The sequence below is a fragment of the Streptomyces sp. NPDC087420 genome (assembly GCF_044744165.1).
Lineage (GTDB): Bacteria > Actinomycetota > Actinomycetes > Streptomycetales > Streptomycetaceae > Streptomyces.
The window spans coordinates 137,311-155,775 of record NZ_JBIUXU010000010.1 but is presented as its reverse complement, the minus strand read 5'-3'; the positions used below and the strand labels follow the sequence as shown (position 1 = coordinate 155,775).

The 18,465-nt window shown below is 70.5% G+C and carries 18 protein-coding genes; 16 read left to right on the top strand and 2 right to left on the bottom strand.

The features are described from left to right. Positions 1 to 48 precede the first annotated feature (48 nt). Entirely contained in the window at positions 49 to 2,025 is a 1,977-nt protein-coding gene (gene thrS / locus ACIO1C_RS21980) for a threonine--tRNA ligase (RefSeq protein WP_401866056.1), read from the top strand. Between the two features lie 52 nt (positions 2,026 to 2,077). Here the strand turns inward: thrS and ACIO1C_RS21975 are convergent, their stop codons facing one another. Next, positions 2,078 to 2,743, bottom strand: coding sequence for a potassium channel family protein (locus ACIO1C_RS21975; RefSeq protein ID WP_401866055.1), 666 nt, complete (start codon positions 2,741 to 2,743; stop codon positions 2,078 to 2,080). A gap of 66 nt (positions 2,744 to 2,809) precedes the next feature. Between ACIO1C_RS21975 and ACIO1C_RS21970 the strand changes: the two genes are divergently transcribed. Then, the gene (locus ACIO1C_RS21970) at positions 2,810 to 3,373 is read left to right on the top strand and encodes an HIT family protein (protein WP_401866054.1); all 564 of its coding nucleotides are present in this window, start codon (positions 2,810 to 2,812) and stop codon (positions 3,371 to 3,373) included. Between the two features lie 91 nt (positions 3,374 to 3,464). Here ACIO1C_RS21970 and ACIO1C_RS21965 read toward each other — a convergent pair whose 3' ends face one another. After that, on the bottom strand, positions 3,465 to 5,120 hold the full coding sequence (locus ACIO1C_RS21965; protein ID WP_401866053.1) for a hypothetical protein: 1,656 nt from the start codon (positions 5,118 to 5,120) through the stop codon (positions 3,465 to 3,467). A gap of 260 nt (positions 5,121 to 5,380) precedes the next feature. Between ACIO1C_RS21965 and pgsA the strand changes: the two genes are divergently transcribed. The 14 genes from pgsA to ACIO1C_RS21895 all read left to right on the top strand — a co-directional run bounded on the left by pgsA (position 5,381) and on the right by ACIO1C_RS21895 (position 18,325). After that, a complete protein-coding gene (gene pgsA / locus ACIO1C_RS21960) occupies positions 5,381 to 6,085 on the top strand; it encodes a phosphatidylinositol phosphate synthase (RefSeq protein ID WP_401866051.1) in 705 nt (234 codons plus the stop codon). After that, positions 6,082 to 7,035: a phosphatidylinositol mannoside acyltransferase gene (locus tag ACIO1C_RS21955; protein WP_401866049.1), complete on the top strand. Its 954-nt coding sequence runs from the start codon at positions 6,082 to 6,084 to the stop codon at positions 7,033 to 7,035. Before pgsA ends, ACIO1C_RS21955 begins: the two co-directional genes overlap by 4 nt. Continuing rightward, positions 7,032 to 8,201, top strand: a complete 1,170-nt coding sequence (locus tag ACIO1C_RS21950) for a glycosyltransferase family 4 protein (RefSeq protein WP_401866047.1) — start codon at positions 7,032 to 7,034, stop codon at positions 8,199 to 8,201. Before ACIO1C_RS21955 ends, ACIO1C_RS21950 begins: the two co-directional genes overlap by 4 nt. 233 nt (positions 8,202 to 8,434) lie before the next feature. Beyond that, positions 8,435 to 8,983 (top strand): hypothetical protein, encoded by a 549-nt coding sequence (locus tag ACIO1C_RS21945; RefSeq protein WP_327237519.1) that lies wholly within the window; start codon positions 8,435 to 8,437, stop codon positions 8,981 to 8,983. 142 nt (positions 8,984 to 9,125) lie between these two features. After that, positions 9,126 to 10,037: a pyridoxal 5'-phosphate synthase lyase subunit PdxS gene (gene pdxS, locus ACIO1C_RS21940; RefSeq protein WP_401866045.1), complete on the top strand. Its 912-nt coding sequence runs from the start codon at positions 9,126 to 9,128 to the stop codon at positions 10,035 to 10,037. Between the two features lie 6 nt (positions 10,038 to 10,043). Further along, positions 10,044 to 10,682, top strand: a complete 639-nt coding sequence (gene pdxT / locus ACIO1C_RS21935) for a pyridoxal 5'-phosphate synthase glutaminase subunit PdxT (protein ID WP_401866043.1) — start codon at positions 10,044 to 10,046, stop codon at positions 10,680 to 10,682. Positions 10,683 to 10,744: 62 nt separating this feature from the next. Next, entirely contained in the window at positions 10,745 to 11,497 is a 753-nt protein-coding gene (locus tag ACIO1C_RS21930; protein ID WP_401866041.1) for a YebC/PmpR family DNA-binding transcriptional regulator, read from the top strand. Positions 11,498 to 11,648: 151 nt separating this feature from the next. Beyond that, positions 11,649 to 12,218 carry a crossover junction endodeoxyribonuclease RuvC gene (gene ruvC / locus ACIO1C_RS21925; RefSeq protein ID WP_401866039.1) on the top strand — a complete coding sequence of 190 codons (570 nt, stop codon included), beginning with the start codon at positions 11,649 to 11,651 and terminating at the stop codon, positions 12,216 to 12,218. Then, positions 12,215 to 12,838 (top strand): Holliday junction branch migration protein RuvA, encoded by a 624-nt coding sequence (gene ruvA / locus ACIO1C_RS21920; protein ID WP_401866037.1) that lies wholly within the window; start codon positions 12,215 to 12,217, stop codon positions 12,836 to 12,838. Before ruvC ends, ruvA begins: the two co-directional genes overlap by 4 nt. A 79-nt stretch (positions 12,839 to 12,917) precedes the next feature. Next, positions 12,918 to 14,003, top strand: a complete 1,086-nt coding sequence (gene ruvB, locus ACIO1C_RS21915; protein WP_401866036.1) for a Holliday junction branch migration DNA helicase RuvB — start codon at positions 12,918 to 12,920, stop codon at positions 14,001 to 14,003. Between the two features lie 165 nt (positions 14,004 to 14,168). Next, positions 14,169 to 14,693 carry a preprotein translocase subunit YajC gene (yajC, locus tag ACIO1C_RS21910; RefSeq protein ID WP_401866034.1) on the top strand — a complete coding sequence of 175 codons (525 nt, stop codon included), beginning with the start codon at positions 14,169 to 14,171 and terminating at the stop codon, positions 14,691 to 14,693. A gap of 143 nt (positions 14,694 to 14,836) precedes the next feature. Next, complete coding sequence (secD, locus tag ACIO1C_RS21905; protein ID WP_401866032.1) at positions 14,837 to 16,657, top strand: protein translocase subunit SecD; 1,821 nt, start codon at positions 14,837 to 14,839, stop codon at positions 16,655 to 16,657. A gap of 1 nt (position 16,658) precedes the next feature. Further along, positions 16,659 to 17,783 carry a protein translocase subunit SecF gene (gene secF / locus ACIO1C_RS21900; protein ID WP_401866030.1) on the top strand — a complete coding sequence of 375 codons (1,125 nt, stop codon included), beginning with the start codon at positions 16,659 to 16,661 and terminating at the stop codon, positions 17,781 to 17,783. Continuing rightward, positions 17,780 to 18,325 (top strand): adenine phosphoribosyltransferase, encoded by a 546-nt coding sequence (locus ACIO1C_RS21895; RefSeq protein WP_401866028.1) that lies wholly within the window; start codon positions 17,780 to 17,782, stop codon positions 18,323 to 18,325. Before secF ends, ACIO1C_RS21895 begins: the two co-directional genes overlap by 4 nt. The last annotated feature ends 140 nt before the right edge of the window (positions 18,326 to 18,465 follow it).

Sequence of the window (18,465 nt, the reverse complement as noted above, 5' to 3'; positions counted from 1 at the left end):
GCGCACGGAAAACAAGACGTGCGCGCCCCGTGCAGTCAGGAGAGTCCGGTGTCAGACGTCCGTGTGATCATCCAACGCGATTCCGAGCGGGAAGAGCGCGTGGTGACGACGGGCACTACGGCGGCCGAACTGTTCCCCGGAGAGCGCACCGTCGTCGCCGCGCGCGTGGGCGGCGAGCTGAAGGACCTCGCGTACGAGATCGCCGACGGCGAGACCGTCGAGCCCGTCCTGATCTCCTCCGAGGACGGCCTCAACATCCTCCGCCACTCCACCGCGCACGTGATGGCCCAGGCCGTGCAGGAGATCTTCCCCGAGGCCAAGCTGGGCATCGGCCCGCCGGTCAAGGACGGCTTCTACTACGACTTCGACGTCGAGAGGCCCTTCACCCCCGAGGACCTCAAGGTCATCGAGAAGAAGATGCAGGAGATCCAGAAGCGCGGGCAGCGCTTCTCGCGCCGCGTCGTCACGGACGAGGCGGCCCGCGAGGAGCTGGCCGACGAGCCGTACAAGCTGGAGCTCATCGGCATCAAGGGCTCGGCGTCGACCGACGACGGCGCGGACGTCGAGGTGGGCGGCGGCGAGCTGACCATCTACGACAACCTGGACCCGAAGACCGGCGACCTGGCCTGGCGCGACCTGTGCCGCGGCCCGCACCTGCCGACCACCCGGTACATCCCGGCGTTCAAGCTGATGCGGAACGCCGCCGCGTACTGGCGGGGCAGCGAGAAGAATCCGATGCTCCAGCGCATCTACGGCACCGCGTGGCCGACGAAGGAAGAGCTGAAGGCGCACCTGGACTTCCTGGTCGAGGCCGAGAAGCGGGACCACCGCAAGCTGGGCAACGAGCTGGACCTGTTCTCCTTCCCCGACGAGGTCGGCTCCGGCCTCGCGGTCTTCCACCCCAAGGGCGGCATCATCCGCCGCACCATGGAGGACTACTCGCGCCGCAGGCACGAGGAGGAGGGGTACGAGTTCGTCTACACCCCCCACGCCACCAAAGGCCGCCTTTTCGAGAAGTCGGGGCACCTCGACTGGTACGCGGACGGCATGTACCCGCCCATGCAGCTCGACGAGGGCGTGGACTACTACCTCAAGCCCATGAACTGCCCGATGCACAACCTGATCTTCGACGCGCGCGGGCGGTCGTACCGCGAACTGCCGCTGCGTCTCTTCGAGTTCGGGACGGTGTACCGGTACGAGAAGTCGGGCGTCGTCCACGGCCTGACCCGCGCCCGCGGCTTCACCCAGGACGACGCGCACATCTACTGCACCAAGGAGCAGATGGCGGACGAGCTGGACTCGACGCTGACCTTCGTGCTCAACCTGCTGCGTGACTACGGTCTGACCGACTTCTACCTGGAGCTGTCGACCAAGGACCCGGAGAAGTACGTCGGGACCGACGAGGCGTGGGAGGAAGCGACCGAGACGCTGCGCAAGGTCGCCGAGAAGCAGGGGCTGCCGCTGGTGCCCGACCCGGGTGGCGCGGCCTTCTACGGCCCGAAGATCTCGGTGCAGGCGCGGGACGCGATCGGCCGTACGTGGCAGATGTCGACCGTCCAGCTCGACTTCAACCTCCCGGAGCGCTTCGAGCTGGAGTACACCGCGCCGGACGGCTCCAAGCAGCGGCCCGTCATGATCCACCGGGCACTGTTCGGGTCGATCGAGCGGTTCTTCGCGGTGCTGCTGGAGCACTACGCGGGCGCGTTCCCGGCGTGGCTGGCGCCGGTGCAGGCGGTGGGGATCCCGATCGGGGACGCCCACGTCGAGTACTTGCAGGGCTTTGCCGCCGAGGCGAAGAAGAAGGGCCTGCGGGTCGAGGTGGACGCGTCCTCGGACCGGATGCAGAAGAAGATCCGCAACCACCAGAAGCTCAAGGTCCCGTTCATGATCCTGGTCGGCGACGAGGACATGAACGCGGGCACGGTGTCCTTCCGCTACCGCGACGGTTCGCAGGAGAACGGCATCCCGCGTGACGAGGCGCTGGCGAAGCTGGTCGATGTGGTGGAGCGCCGCGTCCAGGTGTGACGCCTGACCGCACATGCCTGACCGCACAGGTACGGCGGCCCCCGGCCAGCGTTCAGCTGGACGGGGGCCTTTCCCGGTCCTCCCGGCCGAAAATCTGGATCAGCCACGACGAGAACGACCCCGTCACCGCCCCCAGCAGCGCCAGCCCGCACGCCATCAGGACCACCGCGAACACCCGGCCCCACGGCGTCACCGGAGTCACGTCCCCGTACCCCACCGTCGTGATCGCCGACGCGGCCCACCACACCGAGTCGCCGAACGTACGGATCGTCGCGCCCGGCGCGCCCCGCTCCTGCTGGTAGACCGCGAGCGCGGTGGCGAAGCCCAGGAGGAGGGCGCTGAGTCCCGCGTACGACATGACTCTGGCGTACAGACTGAGGCGCGGGCGGTCCCGGCGGCGCTGGACGGCGCTGTACGTGTTCACGATGCGCAGCGGGCGCAGCAGGGGCAGGACCAGCACCACCGTGTCCAGCCAGTGCTTGCGCGGGAAGTGCCGGCCCAGGCCGCTGAGGACCAGCCGTACGACGTAGTCCGTCAGGAAGACGGCCCAGGTCAGCATGACACCCGTGAGGGCGAGGTCGCGCCACACGGGGCTGGTGTGCGGGGCCAGGACGAGGACCGCGTAGCAGCCGAGGAAGACCGCCGAGCCCATGAACAGCGGCAGCTCCATGTGGCGCTCCCAGCGGAGCCGGCGTTCGGGGCCGTTCCTGACGTGCATCGCCCCAGCATCGCGGGGGGTGGTCCGGCGGAGGCCCGGCGACACGCTTCCGCGGTCCTAAGTCATATGCTGCACAGCATGACGAGTGAGCCGGAGCAGCAGATCGGTGTGGGGACCCCGGACGCGTTCCAGCGTCTGTGGACGCCCCATCGGATGGCGTACATCCAGGGCGAGAACAAGCCCACCGGACCGGAGGCCGGCGACGGCTGTCCTTTCTGCGCGATCCCGTCGAAGTCCGACGAGGACGGGCTTGTCATCGCGCGCGGGGCCCGGGTCTACGCGGTGCTGAACCTGTATCCGTACAACGGCGGCCATCTGATGGTGGTGCCGTTCCGGCATGTCGCCGACTACACGGAGCTGGACGAGGCGGAGACGGCCGAGCTGGGGCTGTTCACCAAGCGGGCGATGACCGCGCTCCGTACGGCGTCGGGCGCGCACGGCTTCAACATCGGGATGAACCAGGGCTCGGTGGCCGGGGCGGGGATCGCCGCGCATCTGCACCAGCATGTCGTGCCGCGCTGGGGTGGCGACACCAACTTCATGCCGGTCGTGGGGCATACGAAGGTGCTGCCGCAGCTCCTGGCGGACACGCGGGCGATGCTGGCCGCGGCCTGGCCCGTAGAGCCGTAGCGACTCCGTACGCCGCAGCAAGTCCGTGCAGCCGTAGCACAAGCCGTTGCCCCTGGCCCGCCCGCCCGCCCGAGCGGGCCGGGGCGCCCGCTCATGCGTCGTAGGCGTCCGCCTTCCGCGGGCTCGGGTCCTGTACGGCTCCGCCGAGCATGGACGACCTGCTGCCGAAGCTCGCGGTGTCCACGCCGTGTTCGTCCAGGACCTTCATCGCGGCGGCGTGGGCGACCCGCAGGACCGGGGTCGCGGCGCGCATCGCGTCGTCGGCCATGAAGCGGTGGCGCCAGGGCTGGTCGGCCCAGGCGTGCCGCAGGCCGAAGGGCTCGGGCAGGCCGAGCTTGCCGCCGAGGTGGTCGAGCAGCGGCGGGTACCAGGTGAAGGGCGCGCGGACCGCGAGGCGGACCGCTTCCTTCGGCTCGACCAGCGGCAGCGGCCTGTCGACGGTCTCCCAGAAGCGGACCGGCTTGGCGACGGTGCGGCTCTTGGCGGAGGGGCCGCTGGTGAAGAGGGAGTGCACCGGGCCGAGCGCGTGGCCCGTGACCTCGATGCGCAGCGTCTGGTAGAGGACGGTGACGCTGATCATCATGGTGATGACCAACTGGCCGTCCCACAGGGTGAACTGGACGCCCAGGTAGTGGCGGTTGCCGCTGCCGAACTGCTGGTGGTTGCAGATCCGCTGTATCTCGTGGCTCTTGACCTGGTAGGCCTCCACGTCCTGGCCGTCGGGGCGGCTCACGGAACCCGCGCCCTCGCCGACCGGTGAGACGATCCAGTGCTTGACCGAAGGCGGCGTGAAACCACCGGAGTTCAGGGGGCCGCGCTCCAGCAGCTTCATCTGGTCGTGGATGGCCCTTATGACGTCGTAGCTGCGGAACTGGTGGATCTCCTTGGCGGGATCCTTGGAGACGAGGTCCTCGGCGAGCTGCCAGCTGCCCCAGCGGGTGCCCATGCCCAGTATTCCCTTGGGGCCCGCGTAGAAGACCACGTTGGACCGCTGCTCGGCGGTGAGCCTCTCCAGGCCCTGGCGCAGCTCCTCGCGGCTCGCGTCGCCCGGGTTCCCCGGCACGGCCTCGGGGATCTTGGCGCCGATGCCGCCGCCGGCGAGGAGGGCGCTCCAGCGGGAGCGCAGGTCCTTGGCGGTGGATTCGCAGATGCGCTTGGCCAGCCACCAGCCGACGACCGGGGCGACGATCATCCCGCGCAGGTACCAGCCCAGGGGGCCGGCGAAGGGGAGCGCGATCAGGAAGATGACGGCGAGGACGCCGACGGCGATCAGGAGGGCCGAGCCCATGGCGCCGACGCGCCGGTCCTTCGCCCCGGCGAGCGTACGGCGCAGCTGGAAGACGCCGAGCCAGAGCAGGGCGCCGGGCAGGAACAGCAGGCCGAAGAGGGCGGTCACGGCGGTGAGCTTCTTGTCCCGCTCCTTCCGGATCCCGTTCGCGGCGAGGCAGTGCTCGACGATGGTCCGGGATTCGGTGCCGAAGGACTGGATGAGGGCCCCGCGCCCGCCGCCGAGGGTCCTGAGCTGGACGGCGCGTGCGAACGCCTCGCCCAGATTCGGCTCCATCAGCGAGAATCTGCCCTTGGAGACCTTGGACTTGTGCCATTCGTTGTCGGCCTTGAGGATCTCCTCGACCGGGCTGTCCCGGTAGGCCGCCGAGGCGAGGGCGTGCGTCGCCGCGGTCTGTCCGTCCGACCCCGTCAGCGGGACCTGTGCCCCCGGGCTGAAGTCGAATCCGTCACTCGCCACTGCCGCCCCCTCGCCGCAAGGATCCGCTGCTGCGGCCTGTTCCTGGTCAGAGCGCCCGGCTCACCTTCGGAGCTGGGCACCTCAGCGTAACTGCGGTATGCGGTCCACGTCAGGGGAGTTGGCGCTCTTTCGCCACCGGGCGCCGGATGTTGTCCGGCGCCCGGTGCGGGTGCGGCGGCGGTGCCGCGTCGCGGGCGTGGCTACGATGGGCCAGCCGGTGGCCGTCGGGGCCGCACGGCCCAACGACCGTCGGGAAGGCCATGCTGAACAAGTACGCGCGTGCATTTTTCACGCGTGTCCTCACGCCGTTCGCCGCGTTCCTGCTCCGGCGTGGAGTCAGTCCGGACGCGGTCACGCTCATCGGTACGGCCGGAGTGATGGCGGGTGCGCTGGTCTTCTTCCCTCGCGGGGAGTTCTTCTGGGGCACGATCGTCATCACGATCTTCGTCTTCTCCGATCTCGTCGACGGCAACATGGCGCGCCAGGCCGGCGTCTCCAGCCGCTGGGGCGCCTTCCTGGACTCGACGCTCGACCGGGTGGCGGACGGCGCGATCTTCGGGGGCTTCGCCCTCTGGTACGCGGGCGGCGGCGACAACAACGTGCTGTGTGCCGTCTCGATCTTCTGCCTGGCCAGCGGCCAGGTCGTCTCGTACACCAAGGCCCGGGGGGAGTCGATCGGCCTGCCGGTCGCCGTCAACGGGCTGGTGGAGCGGGCGGAGCGGCTGGTCATCTCGCTGGTCGCGGCGGGCCTGGCCGGATTCCACCGGACCTTCGGGGTCCCCGGGATCGAGATCCTGCTGCCGATCGCGCTGTGGATCGTCGCGGTGGGTTCCGCGGTGACGCTGGCGCAGCGGGTGGTGACCGTACGGCGCGAGTCGGCGGAGGCCGACGCGGCCGCGGCGGCGGAGGCCGCCTCGGGCGCGGGCCCCGGGTCCGGCTCGCAGGGGCGTGAGGCCGCGTCATGAGCGGGGTGCGCGACCGGGTCACGGACGGGCTGTACGGGCTGGGCTGGAGCACGGTCAAGACGCTGCCGGAGCCGGCGGCGGCGGCCCTCGGCCGGACGATCGCCGACACGGCGTGGAAGCGGCGCGGCAAGAGTGTGCTGCGGCTGGAGTCGAATCTGGCGCGGGTCGTGCCCGACGCGGGTCCTGAGCGGCTCGCCGCCCTGTCGAAGGCCGGGATGCGTTCGTACATGCGCTACTGGATGGAGTCGTTCCGGCTGCCGACCTGGAGTGCGGAGCGGGTGAGCGCCGGCTTCGACCCCAAGGACGTGCACCATCTGACGGACGGGCTGGCGTCGGGGCGGGGCGTGATACTGGCGCTGCCGCACCTGGCCAACTGGGACCTGGCGGGGGTCTGGGTGACGCGCGCGCTGGGTGTGCCGTTCACGACGGTCGCCGAGCGGCTCAAGCCGGAGACGTTGTACGACCGTTTTGTGGCGTACCGCGAGAGCCTGGGGATGGAGGTGCTGCCGCACACCGGCGGCTCCGCCTTCGGCACGCTGGCGCGGCGGCTGCGGGACGGCGGTCTGGTCTGCCTGGTCGCCGACCGTGATCTGTCGGCGTCGGGCGTCGAGGTCGAGTTCTTCGGGGACACGGCCAGGATGCCGGCGGGGCCTTCGCTGCTGGCACAGCAGACGGGGGCGCTGCTGCTGCCGGTGACGCTCTGGTACGACGACTCCCCGGTGATGCGGGGGCGGGTCCATCCGCCGGTCGAGGTACCGGAGTCGGGTACGCGCGCCGAGAAGACGTCTGTCATGGCACAGGCGGTGGCGGACGCCTTCGCCGGCGGGATCGCCGAGCATCCGGAGGACTGGCACATGTTGCAGAGACTGTGGGTCGCGGACCTCGAACCGTCCGGGGCGCCCGGCGCCGGCTCCGGCTCCGCCGGCGTGTCGCGCGGGGGGCCGGTGTGAGGATCGGGGTCGTCTGCCCCTATTCGTGGGACGTGCCCGGCGGGGTGCAGTTCCACATCAGGGACCTGGCGGAGCATCTGATCCGGCTCGGCCACGAGGTATCCGTCCTGGCGCCCGCGGACGACGAGACGCCGCTGCCGCCGTACGTGGTGTCGGCGGGGCGTGCGGTGCCCGTTCCGTACAACGGGTCCGTGGCCCGGCTGAACTTCGGGCTGCTGTCGGCGGCGCGGGTGCGGCGGTGGCTGCACGACGGGCACTTCGACGTGATCCACATCCATGAGCCGACGTCGCCGTCGCTGGGGCTGATCGCGTGCTGGGCCGCGCAGGGTCCGATCGTCGCGACGTTCCACACGTCGAACCCCCGGTCGCGGGCGATGCTCGCGGCGTACTCGATCCTCCAGTCCGCGCTGGAGAAGATCAGCGCGCGGATCGCGGTGAGCGAGTACGCGCGCCGGACGCTGGTGGAGCACCTGGGCGGGGACGCCGTGGTGATCCCGAACGGCGTCGATGTCGACTTCTTCGCGAAGGCCGAGGCCAATCCGGCGTGGCAGGGCGGCACGATCGGCTTCATCGGGCGCATCGACGAGCCGCGCAAGGGACTCCCCGTACTGATGCGGGCGCTGCCGAAGATCCTGGGCGCGTACCCGGAGACGCGGCTGCTGGTCGCCGGCCGGGGCGACGAGAAGGAAGCCGTCGAATCCCTTCCCAAGGCGATGCGGTCGCGGGTGGAGTTCCTGGGGATGGTCAGCGACGAGGACAAGGCGCGGCTGCTCCGCAGTGTCGACCTTTACGTCGCGCCCAACACGGGCGGCGAGAGCTTCGGCATCATCCTGGTTGAGGCGCTGTCGGCGGGGGCGGCGGTGCTGGCGAGCGACCTGGACGCGTTTGCGCAGGTGCTGGACCAGGGGGCGGCGGGCGAACTGTTCCGCAACGAGGACGCGGACGCCCTGGCGGCCTCGGCGGTCCGCCTCCTGGGCGACCCGGCCCGCCGCGCACAGCTCCGCGAGCGCGGCAGCGCGCACGTACGGCGCTTCGACTGGTCGACGGTGGGCGCGGACATCCTGGCGGTGTACGAGACGGTGACGGACGGCGCGACGTCGGTGGCGACGGACGAACGGACGACGGGCCTGTGGGCCAGATTCGGCCTGGGCGCGACAAAAGACTGATCTCGCCCGCAGGTATCAACCTTGTCCGGCCACCTCAAGCCCGTCCGGCGATTGAGGACACAGGGGCCCGGGGCGGAGCCCCGGTCCCGGGAAGGGGCGGGTAGGGGACAGCGCCGCAGGCACCGCCCACCACGGCACCGGCCCCCACCACGGCACCGGCACCGCCCACCCGCGCCCCCGTCCAGCAACGCCCCCGCACCCCGCAGCACCGCCCGCCGGTAACCTTGCGGCCCGTGACCCCAACCCTCGTATGGATCGTCGTTGCCGTCGTCGCGATCGGCCTCTACCTCAGCTGGACCGCGGGCCGCCTCGACCGCCTCCACGCACGGATCGACGCCGCCCGCGCCGCCCTCGACGCCCAGCTGCTGCGCCGCGCCTCGGTCACCCAGGAGCTGGCCACCTCCGGCGTCCTCGACCCCGCCGCGTCCATCGTGCTGTACCAGGCCGCGCACGCGGCCCGGCAGGCCGAGGAGGAGCAGCGTGAGGTCGCGGAGAGCGAGCTGAGCCAGGCGCTGCGCGCGGTGTTCGGGGAGACCGAGCAGGTGGAGGCGGTACGGGCCGCCCCGGGCGGCGAGGACGCCGCCGGCGAACTGGCGGCCGCCGTCCGGCGCGTACCGATGGCGCGGCGGTTCCACAACGACGCCGTACGGGCCGCCCGCGCCCTGCGCCGCCACCGCAAGGTCCGCTGGTTCCGGCTGGCCGGGCACGCGCCGTTCCCGCTGGCCTTCGAGATGGACGACGAGCCGCCGGTGGCGCTGGCGGACCGCCCGGGCAGCGGCTGAGAACGGTCCACCCACCCCCGACGGCGCGGCTGAGAACGATCCACCGGCACCACATTGGCTCTTGCTGTGGACCGCCCTCCAGGCGTTTCCTCAGGGATGACGTAGTTTCCGTCCACCGTTTTCAGCCAGTGAGGTCGCTTCCGTGTCCGCTTCATCCGCTTCCCCCCAGTCCCCCGAGACCGGTACCGCTCGCGTCAAGCGCGGTATGGCCGAGCAGCTCAAGGGCGGCGTGATCATGGACGTGGTCACGCCCGAGCAGGCCAAGATCGCCGAGGACGCCGGCGCGGTGGCCGTGATGGCGCTGGAGCGGGTGCCCGCCGACATCCGCAAGGACGGCGGCGTGGCGCGCATGTCCGACCCGGACATGATCGAGGGCATCATCGAGGCCGTCTCGATCCCGGTCATGGCCAAGTCCCGTATCGGCCACATAGTGGAGGCGCAGGTCCTCCAGTCCCTCGGCGTCGACTACATCGACGAGTCCGAGGTCCTGACCCCGGCGGACGAGGTCAACCACGCGGACAAGTGGGCCTTCACCACGCCCTTCGTCTGCGGTGCCACCAACCTGGGCGAGGCCCTGCGCCGTATCGCCGAGGGCGCGGCGATGATCCGCTCCAAGGGCGAGGCCGGCACCGGCAACGTCGTGGAGGCCGTGCGCCACCTGCGGCAGATCAAGAACGAGATCGCCAAGCTGCGCGGCTTCGACTCCAACGAGCTGTACGCCGCCGCGAAGGAACTGCGCGCGCCGTACGAGATCGTCAAGGAGGTCGCCGCGCTCGGCAAGCTGCCGGTGGTGCTCTTCTCGGCCGGCGGGGTGGCCACTCCGGCGGACGCGGCGCTGATGCGCCAGCTCGGCGCCGAGGGCGTGTTTGTCGGTTCGGGCATCTTCAAGTCGGGCGACCCCGCCAAGCGGGCCGCCGCGATCGTGAAGGCGACCACCTTCTACGACGACCCGAAGATCATCGCGGATGCCTCCAGGAACCTGGGCGAGGCCATGGTCGGGATCAACATCGACACCCTCCCCGAGTCCGAGCACTACGCGAAGCGTGGCTGGTAACCACCCATGAGCACCCCCGTGATCCCTGAGGCGATCCCCCAGACCCTGGCGCCCCCGGTGGCCCCGGTGATCGGGGTACTCGCCCTCCAGGGTGACGTCCGGGAGCACCTGGCCGCCCTGGCCGCGGCGGGCGCCGTGGCCAGGACGGTGCGGCGCCCGGAGGAACTGGCCGGAGTGGAGGGCCTGGTGATCCCCGGCGGCGAGTCGACCACCATGTCCAAGCTGGCCGTGCTCTTCGGGATGCTGGAGCCGCTCCGCGAGCGGATCGCGGCCGGGATGCCCGTCTACGGCACCTGCGCCGGGATGATCCTGCTGGCCGACAAGATCCTCGACCCCCGCTCGGGGCAGGAGACGCTCGGCGGGATCGACATGATCGTGCGCCGGAACGCCTTCGGGCGGCAGAACGAGTCCTTCGAGGCGTCCGTGGACGTCACCGGCGTCGAAGGCGGCCCCGTGGAGGGCGTGTTCATCCGCGCGCCCTGGGTCGAGTCGGTCGGCGCCGAGGTGGAGGTGCTCGCGGAGTACGGAGGCCATGTGGTCGCCGTACGGCAGGGCACGGCCCTCGCGACGTCGTTCCACCCCGAACTGACCGGCGACCACCGCCTGCACCGCTTCTTCTCCGACATGGTGCGCTCCGCACGGTGACGATGGGCCGGTAGGATCGCTGCCGAACGGAGCAGGATGGGTTACGCGAAGGAGACAGGCAGATGTCCGGCCACTCTAAATGGGCTACGACGAAGCACAAGAAGGCCGTGATCGATGCCAAGCGCGGCAAGCTCTTCGCGAAGCTGATCAAGAACATCGAGGTCGCGGCCCGCAGCGGTGGCGCCGACATCGAGGGCAACCCGACGCTGTTCGACGCCATCCAGAAGGCGAAGAAGAGCTCGGTGCCCAACAAGAACATCGACTCGGCGGTCAAGCGCGGGGCCGGCCTGGAGGCCGGGGGCGCCGACTACGAGACGATCATGTACGAGGGTTACGGCCCGAACGGGGTCGCGGTGCTCATCGAGTGCCTCACCGACAACCGCAACCGCGCGGCCTCCGACGTCCGGGTCGCCATGACCCGTAACGGCGGTTCGATGGCCGATCCCGGTTCCGTCTCGTACCTCTTCCACCGCAAGGGCGTGGTGATGGTCCCCAAGGGTGAGCTCGGCGAGGACGACGTCCTGGGTGCCGTGCTCGACGCGGGCGCCGAGGAGGTCAACGACCTGGGTGAGTCCTTCGAGGTGCTCAGCGAGGCCACCGACCTGGTCGCGGTCCGTACGTCCCTCCAGGACGCGGGCATCGACTACGACTCCGCCGACGCCAGCTTCGTCCCGACCATGCAGGTCGACCTGGACGAGGAGGGCGCGCGGAAGATCTTCAAGCTCATCGACGCGCTGGAGGAGAGCGACGACGTGCAGAACGTCTTCGCCAACTTCGACGTCTCCGACGAAGTGATGGAGAAGGTCGACGCCTGAGCGTCCGCCGCTGACACGGCTTCACCTGACGGACCGACGGGGCAGGGCTCCGTCGGTCCGTCCTGTTGTCAGTGGTGACCGATACTGTGCTGATCAGCGAGGTTGAACGCGAACGGCTGGAACGCGGGCACGGAGTCCGGGAGGGGGCGCGATGCGGGTGCTGGGGGTCGACCCGGGGCTGACCCGGTGCGGAGTGGGCGTGGTCGAGGGCGTCGCGGGCCGCCCGCTGACGATGCTCGGTGTCGGTGTCGTACGGACACCGGCGGACGCCGAGATCGGGATGCGGCTGGTCGCCATCGAGCAGGGCATCGAGGCCTGGCTGGACGAGCACAGGCCCGAACTGGTCGCGGTGGAGCGGGTGTTCGCCCAGCACAACGTCCGTACGGTCATGGGTACGGCCCAGGCCAGCGCGGTCGCCATGCTCTGCGCCTCACGCCGTGGCATCCCCGTGGCGCTGCACACCCCCAGCGAGGTCAAGGCCGCCGTCACCGGCAGCGGCCGGGCCGACAAGGCACAGGTCGGCGCGATGGTGACCCGGCTGCTGCGGCTGGCCGCCCCGCCCAAACCGGCCGACGCGGCCGACGCCCTCGCGCTCGCCATCTGCCACATCTGGCGCGCCCCCGCCATGAACCGCCTCCAGCAGGCCCATGCCGCGGCCCACGCCTCCCGTATCCCCGCCAAGGCCCCCACCACCGCACCTGTACGGAAGGTCCCCCGATGATCGCCTTCGTGAGCGGCCCGGTCGCCGCGCTCGCCCCGACCACGGCCGTCATCGAGGTCGGCGGCATCGGCATGGCCGTCCAGTGCACCCCCGGGACCCTCGCCGGACTCCGGATCGGCCAGGACGCCAAGCTCGCCACCTCCCTCGTCGTCCGCGAGGACTCGCTCACGCTGTACGGCTTCGCCGACGACGACGAGCGCCAGGTGTTCGAGCTGCTCCAGACCGCCAGCGGCGTCGGCCCGCGCCTCGCCCAGGCCATGCTCGCCGTGCACAGCCCCGACACCCTGCGGATCGCGGTGGCCAACGGCGACGAGAAGACGCTGACGGCCGTGCCCGGCATCGGCAAGCGGGGCGCCCAGAAGCTCCTGCTGGAGCTCAAGGACCGGCTCGGCGCACCCGTGGGACCGGCCCGCGCGCAGGGCATCGGCACGGCGCTCCCCGCCTCCTGGAGCGACCAGCTGCACGCCGCGCTGATCGGCCTCGGGTATGCCACCCGCGAGGCCGACGAGGCGGTCACGCTGGTCACCCCGCAGGCCGAGGCCGCTGTCGCGGAAGGGCTCCGGCCGCCCGTGCCGCAGCTGCTGCGCGCCGCGCTCCAGAGCCTGAACAGAACGCGCTGACCGGACAGCGCGGTGGGACAGAGTGAACGCTGAGACCGAGTGAACGACGGTGAGACAGAGTGAACATCGGCGGGACAGAGTGAACTGGGACGACACCGGCGCCGAGACACAGGCACCCGACGACAGGGACGACCGGCTCGTCGCCCCGTCCGCGGACGGGGAGGACCAGGCCGTCGAAGCGGCACTGCGCCCCAAGTCGCTGGACGAGTTCGTGGGCCAGGAGCGGGTCCGCGAGCAGCTCGACCTGGTGCTCAAGGCGGCGCTGGCGCGCGGCGCCACCGCCGACCACGTGCTGCTCTCCGGCGCGCCCGGCCTCGGCAAGACCACCCTCTCCATGATCATCGCGGCCGAGATGAACGCCCCGATCCGCATCACCTCGGGCCCCGCCATCCAGCACGCCGGCGACCTCGCGGCGATCCTCTCCTCCCTCCAGGAGGGCGAGGTCCTCTTCCTCGACGAGATCCACCGCATGTCCCGGCCCGCCGAGGAGATGCTCTACATGGCGATGGAGGACTTCCGGGTCGACGTCATCGTCGGCAAGGGCCCCGGCGCCACCGCCATCCCGCTGGAGCTGCCGCCGTTCACCCTGGTCGGCGCCACCACCCGGGCCGGTCTGCTGCCGCCCCCGCTGCGCGACCGGTTCGGCTTCACCGGCCACATGGAGTTCTACGAGAGCTCCGAGCTGGAGCGCGTCATCCACCGTTCGGCCCAGCTCCTCGACCTGGAGATCGACGCGGAGGGCGCCGCCGAGATCGCCGGACGCTCGCGCGGCACGCCCCGTATCGCCAATCGTCTGCTGCGGCGGGTACGGGACTACGCGCAGGTCAAGGCGGACGGAGTGATCAACCGGGAGATCGCCCAGATCGCCCTCGCGGTGTACGAGGTCGACGCGCGGGGTCTCGACCGCCTCGACCGGGCCGTGCTGCGGGCCCTCCTCAAGCTGTTCGGCGGCGGCCCCGTGGGCCTGTCGACCCTGGCGGTGGCCGTGGGGGAGGAGCGTGAGACGGTGGAGGAGGTCGCCGAGCCGTTTCTCGTACGGGAAGGCCTGCTGGCCCGTACCCCCCGCGGCCGGGTCGCCACCCCCGCGGCCTGGGCGCACCTGGGGCTCGTACCCCCGCAGCAGGCCCCGGGCACAGCGGGACAACAGGGTCTGTTCGGGACGTGAGGCGCAGCACGCTCGACCGGGGCGGAACCAGGGTGCGATGCTGGGCGTTGTTCCAACGACGCGGACTCGCTTAGACTCCGCCGATGCCGCCCTTCCAGGTCGGCATGCCCACCCCCGTATATGAGGCCGTTCTCCAGCGCGGTCGTGCGAAGGAAGTTCCCTCCCGTGAGTCCAGTGACCCTTCTCCCCTTCATCGTGCTCATCGGGGCCATGTTCCTGATGACCCGGTCCGCCAAGAAGAAGCAGCAGGCCGCCGCGCAGATGCGCAGCGACATGCAGCCCGGCACCGGCGTCCGGACGATCGGCGGCATGTACGCCACGGTGAAGGAGGTGCACGAGGACATGGTCATTCTCGAGGTCGCTCCCGGCGTACAAGCCGTCTACGCCAAGAACTCCATCGGCGCGGTGCTGGACGACGACGAGTACAACCGCATCGTGCACGGCGACGACCCGACGTCCGACGACACCGTCGTCCCCGACGACGCCTCGTCGCTCATCGACGCTGACGCCACCGACGCGGATGCCACTCATGACGTCGCCAAGATCGACCTGGGCAAGCGCCCCGAGGCCGATGACGCCGACGCGGCCAAGGCCGACAAGGAGGAGCCCGCGGCGGCCGAGGTCAAGGCCGATGCCAAGGCGGCCGACGCCAAGGACGCCAAGGCCGACGGCGAAGCGGACGCGAAGTAGTCGGTCCGTGACCGAGGGCCGCTCCGCGGTCCTCGTCGGCGTGCGTTCCGTGCTGTTTTCTGCGGGGGCAGGTCCCCACATCACTTCGTGGCCGCTCCGGCGCACACCCGGCGCGGGGCGGTTGGACAGGGAGAAACGAGAAGGTGGCAGCACCTAATAAGGGCCGAAGGCAGGCAGGGTCCCCAGGCAGGCCGGGGCGCACCCTGGCACTGTTCCTGATTGCCATGGTCGCCCTCACCGGCGGCATGTTCTGGTCCGGTCATGTCACGCCACGCCTGGGGATCGACCTCGCGGGCGGCACGAGCATCACGCTCCAGGCGAAGAACACGCCGGGCAAGCCGAACGCGATCAACAAGACCAACATGGACACCGCGGTCAACATCATCGACCGCCGTGTCAATGGTCTGGGTGTCTCCGAGGCCGAGGTTCAGACCCAGGGTGACAAGAACATCATTGTCAACATCCCCAAGGGTACGAACAGCAAGCAGGCCCAGGATCAGGTCGGTACGACGGCCCAGCTCTTCTTCCGGCCGGTGCTGACCTACGCGCCCGGTACGCCCACGGCACCTGAGCCCGCGCCCAGCAGCTCCCCGAGCGGCTCCGCGAAGCCTTCGGCGAGCGGCAAGCCCCAGGCGGACAGCTCGAAGTCGTCGACGCCGAGCCCGGCCTCCACCACCCAGGGCCGGGCTGTCACGGACGCCCTCAAGAAGGCGCCGACGCCCACCCCCACCCCCGGCGCCAGTGACGCGCCCCCCGCCGCCACGACGCCTCCGGATCCGGCGGCCACGACGCCCCCGGACCCGGCCACCGCCGCCCTGGAGAAGAAGTTCACGGCGCTCGACTGCCGGGACGAGGCGTCCCGTACGACGGTCAACCAGAGCAGCGGTCCCAAGGACACGATCGTCGCCTGCGGCCAGGACACCACCGGCAAGAACTGGGACAAGTACATCCTCGGCCCGGCCGAGCTGGACGGCACCGACGTCTCCAAGGCGAAGGGCGTGCTCGACCAGCAGCGCGGCATGTGGATCGTCCAGATGGACTTCACCGGCGGCGGCACCAAGAAGTTCCAGTCGATCACCGGCAAGCTCTCGCAGCAGCAGCCCCCGATGAACCAGTTCGCGATCGTGCTCGACGGCAACGTCGTCTCGGCGCCCTCGGTGAGCCAGACCCTCGGCGCCAGCGCCGAGATCTCCGGCAGCTTCGACCAGGAGTCGGCGCAGAACCTGGGCAACATCCTGTCCTTCGGCGCGCTCCCGCTCTCCTTCGACGTGGCGAGCACCACCACGGTCACCGCCGCGCTCGGCGGTGAGCAGCTGCACGCCGGCCTGATCGCCGGCGCGATCGGCCTGGCGCTGGTCATCATCTACCTGGTGGCCTACTACCGCGGCCTGTCGCTGATCGCGATCCTCAGCCTCGGCGCCTCGGCGGTCATGACGTACACGATCATGTCGCTCCTCGGCCCGGGCATCGGCTTCGCCCTGAACCTGCCCGCGGTGTGTGGTGCGATCGTTGCGATCGGTATCACCGCGGACTCGTTCATCGTGTACTTCGAGAGAGTCCGTGACGAGATCCGCGAGGGCCGCACGCTGCGCCCCGCCGTCGAGCGGGCCTGGCCGCGCGCCCGGCGCACGATCCTGGTCTCCGACTTCGTGTCGTTCCTCGCCGCCGCCGTGCTGTTCGTCGTCACGGTCGGCAAGGTCCAGGGCTTCGCGTTCACCCTCGGTCTGACCACCGTCCTCGACGTGGTCGTGGTGTTCTTCTTCACCAAGCCCGTGATGACGCTCATGGCCCGCAAGAAGTTCTTCTCCGAGGGACACGGCTGGTCCGGCCTGGACCCGAAGCGGCTCGGCGCCAAGCCGCCGCTGCGCCGTTCGCGCCCCAACCTCCTGGACGAAGACCCGCCCGAGCCACCGCAGCGCCGCTCCCGCGTCAGCGCCGCCCCGACCGACTCGAAGGAGGCGTGAGATGTCGCGACTCGGCGCACTCGGCGCCCGGCTGTACCGCGGTGAGGTCGGTTACGACTTCATCGGCAAGCGGAAGGTCTGGTACGGGCTCTCGATCCTGATCACCATCACGGCCATCCTCGGCCTGGCGGTGCAGGGCCTCAACATGGGCATCGAGTTCAAGGGCGGTGCCGTCTTCACCACCCCGAAGACGAGTATCTCCGTCTCGCAGGCCCAGACGGACGCCCAGGAGGCGGCCGGACACGACGCCATCGTCCAGAAGCTCGGCAACGGGACCCTCAGGATCCAGGTCACCGAGCTGACCCAGGCGCAGGCCGACAAGGTCAAGACGCAGCTGGCCAAGGACCTGAGCGTCGACGAGAACAAGATCGCCGCCGACATCGTCGGTCCCAGCTGGGGCGAGACGATCGCCAATAAGGCCTGGACGGGCCTGGCGGTCTTCATGGTCCTGGTGGTGATCTATCTCGCCATCGCCTTCGAGTGGCGGATGGCCGTCGCCGCCCTCATCGCCCTGATCCACGACCTCACCATCACCGTCGGGGTGTACGCCCTGGTGGGCTTCGAGGTGACGCCGGGCACCGTGATCGGTCTGCTGACGATTCTCGGTTACTCCCTGTACGACACCGTGGTCGTCTTCGACAGCCTCAAGGAGGGGTCGAAGGACATCACCAAGCAGACGCGGTGGTACTACAGCGAGGTGGCCAACCGGTCCATCAACGGGACCCTGGTCCGCTCCATCAACACCACCGTGGTCGCGCTGCTCCCGGTCGCGGGCCTGCTCTTCATCGGTGGCGGCGTCCTGGGCGCCGGCATGCTGAACGACATCTCGCTCTCGCTCTTCGTCGGCCTCGCCGCCGGCGCGTACTCCTCGATCTTCATCGCCACTCCGCTCGTCGCCGACCTCAAGGAACGCGACCCGCAGATGAAGGCCCTGAAGAAGCGGGTGCTCGCCAAGCGCGCCGCGGCCGCGGCCAAGGGTGAGCCGGCCGAGGGGTCCGAGGACACGGGCGTCCGGTACGACGACGAGCCGGAGGACGTCCCCAACGGGGTCGCGACCGCCGCGGCCGTCGCCGGACCGCGCGGCAGCCGAGGTGGCCGGGGCCGTCCCTCGGGACGGCGGCGGTGACCGACGCCAGCACCAGGGACCTGCTCCTCAGCCGTATCCGTGATGTCGCCGACTACCCGAAGCCCGGCATCGTCTTCAAGGACATCACCCCACTGCTGGCGGACCCGAAGGCGTTCACGGCGCTGACGGACACGCTCGCCGCGCTGTGCGTCGAGTACGGCGCGACGAAGGTCGTCGGCCTGGAGGCCCGCGGCTTCATCCTGGCCGCGCCGGTCGCGGTCCGGGCGGGCCTGGGCTTCATCCCCGTACGCAAGGCGGGCAAGCTCCCCGGCGCGACGCTGTCGCAGTCCTACGAGCTGGAGTACGGCTCCGCCGAGGTGGAGGTCCACGCCGAGGACCTGGGGGAGGGGGACCGCGTCATCGTCATCGACGACGTCCTCGCCACCGGGGGCACGGCGGAGGCCTCCGTGGAGCTGGTCCGGCGGGCCGGGGCCGAGGTCGTGGGGGTGGCGGTGCTTCTGGAGCTGGCCTTCCTGGACGGCCGGTCCCGTCTTGAGCCGTCGCTGGGCGGCGCCCCGCTGGAGGCGCTGCTCACGCTCTGAGCGCCGTCCGGGCCGTACGGAAACGTACGGAAGCCTGACGGCACCCGTACGGAGCAGCGGCGGAGCGCCCGTCGGGCGCATCCGGAAGACACACACGCGTCACAGACAACACGCACGAAACGCGCAGGGACGGGCACCCG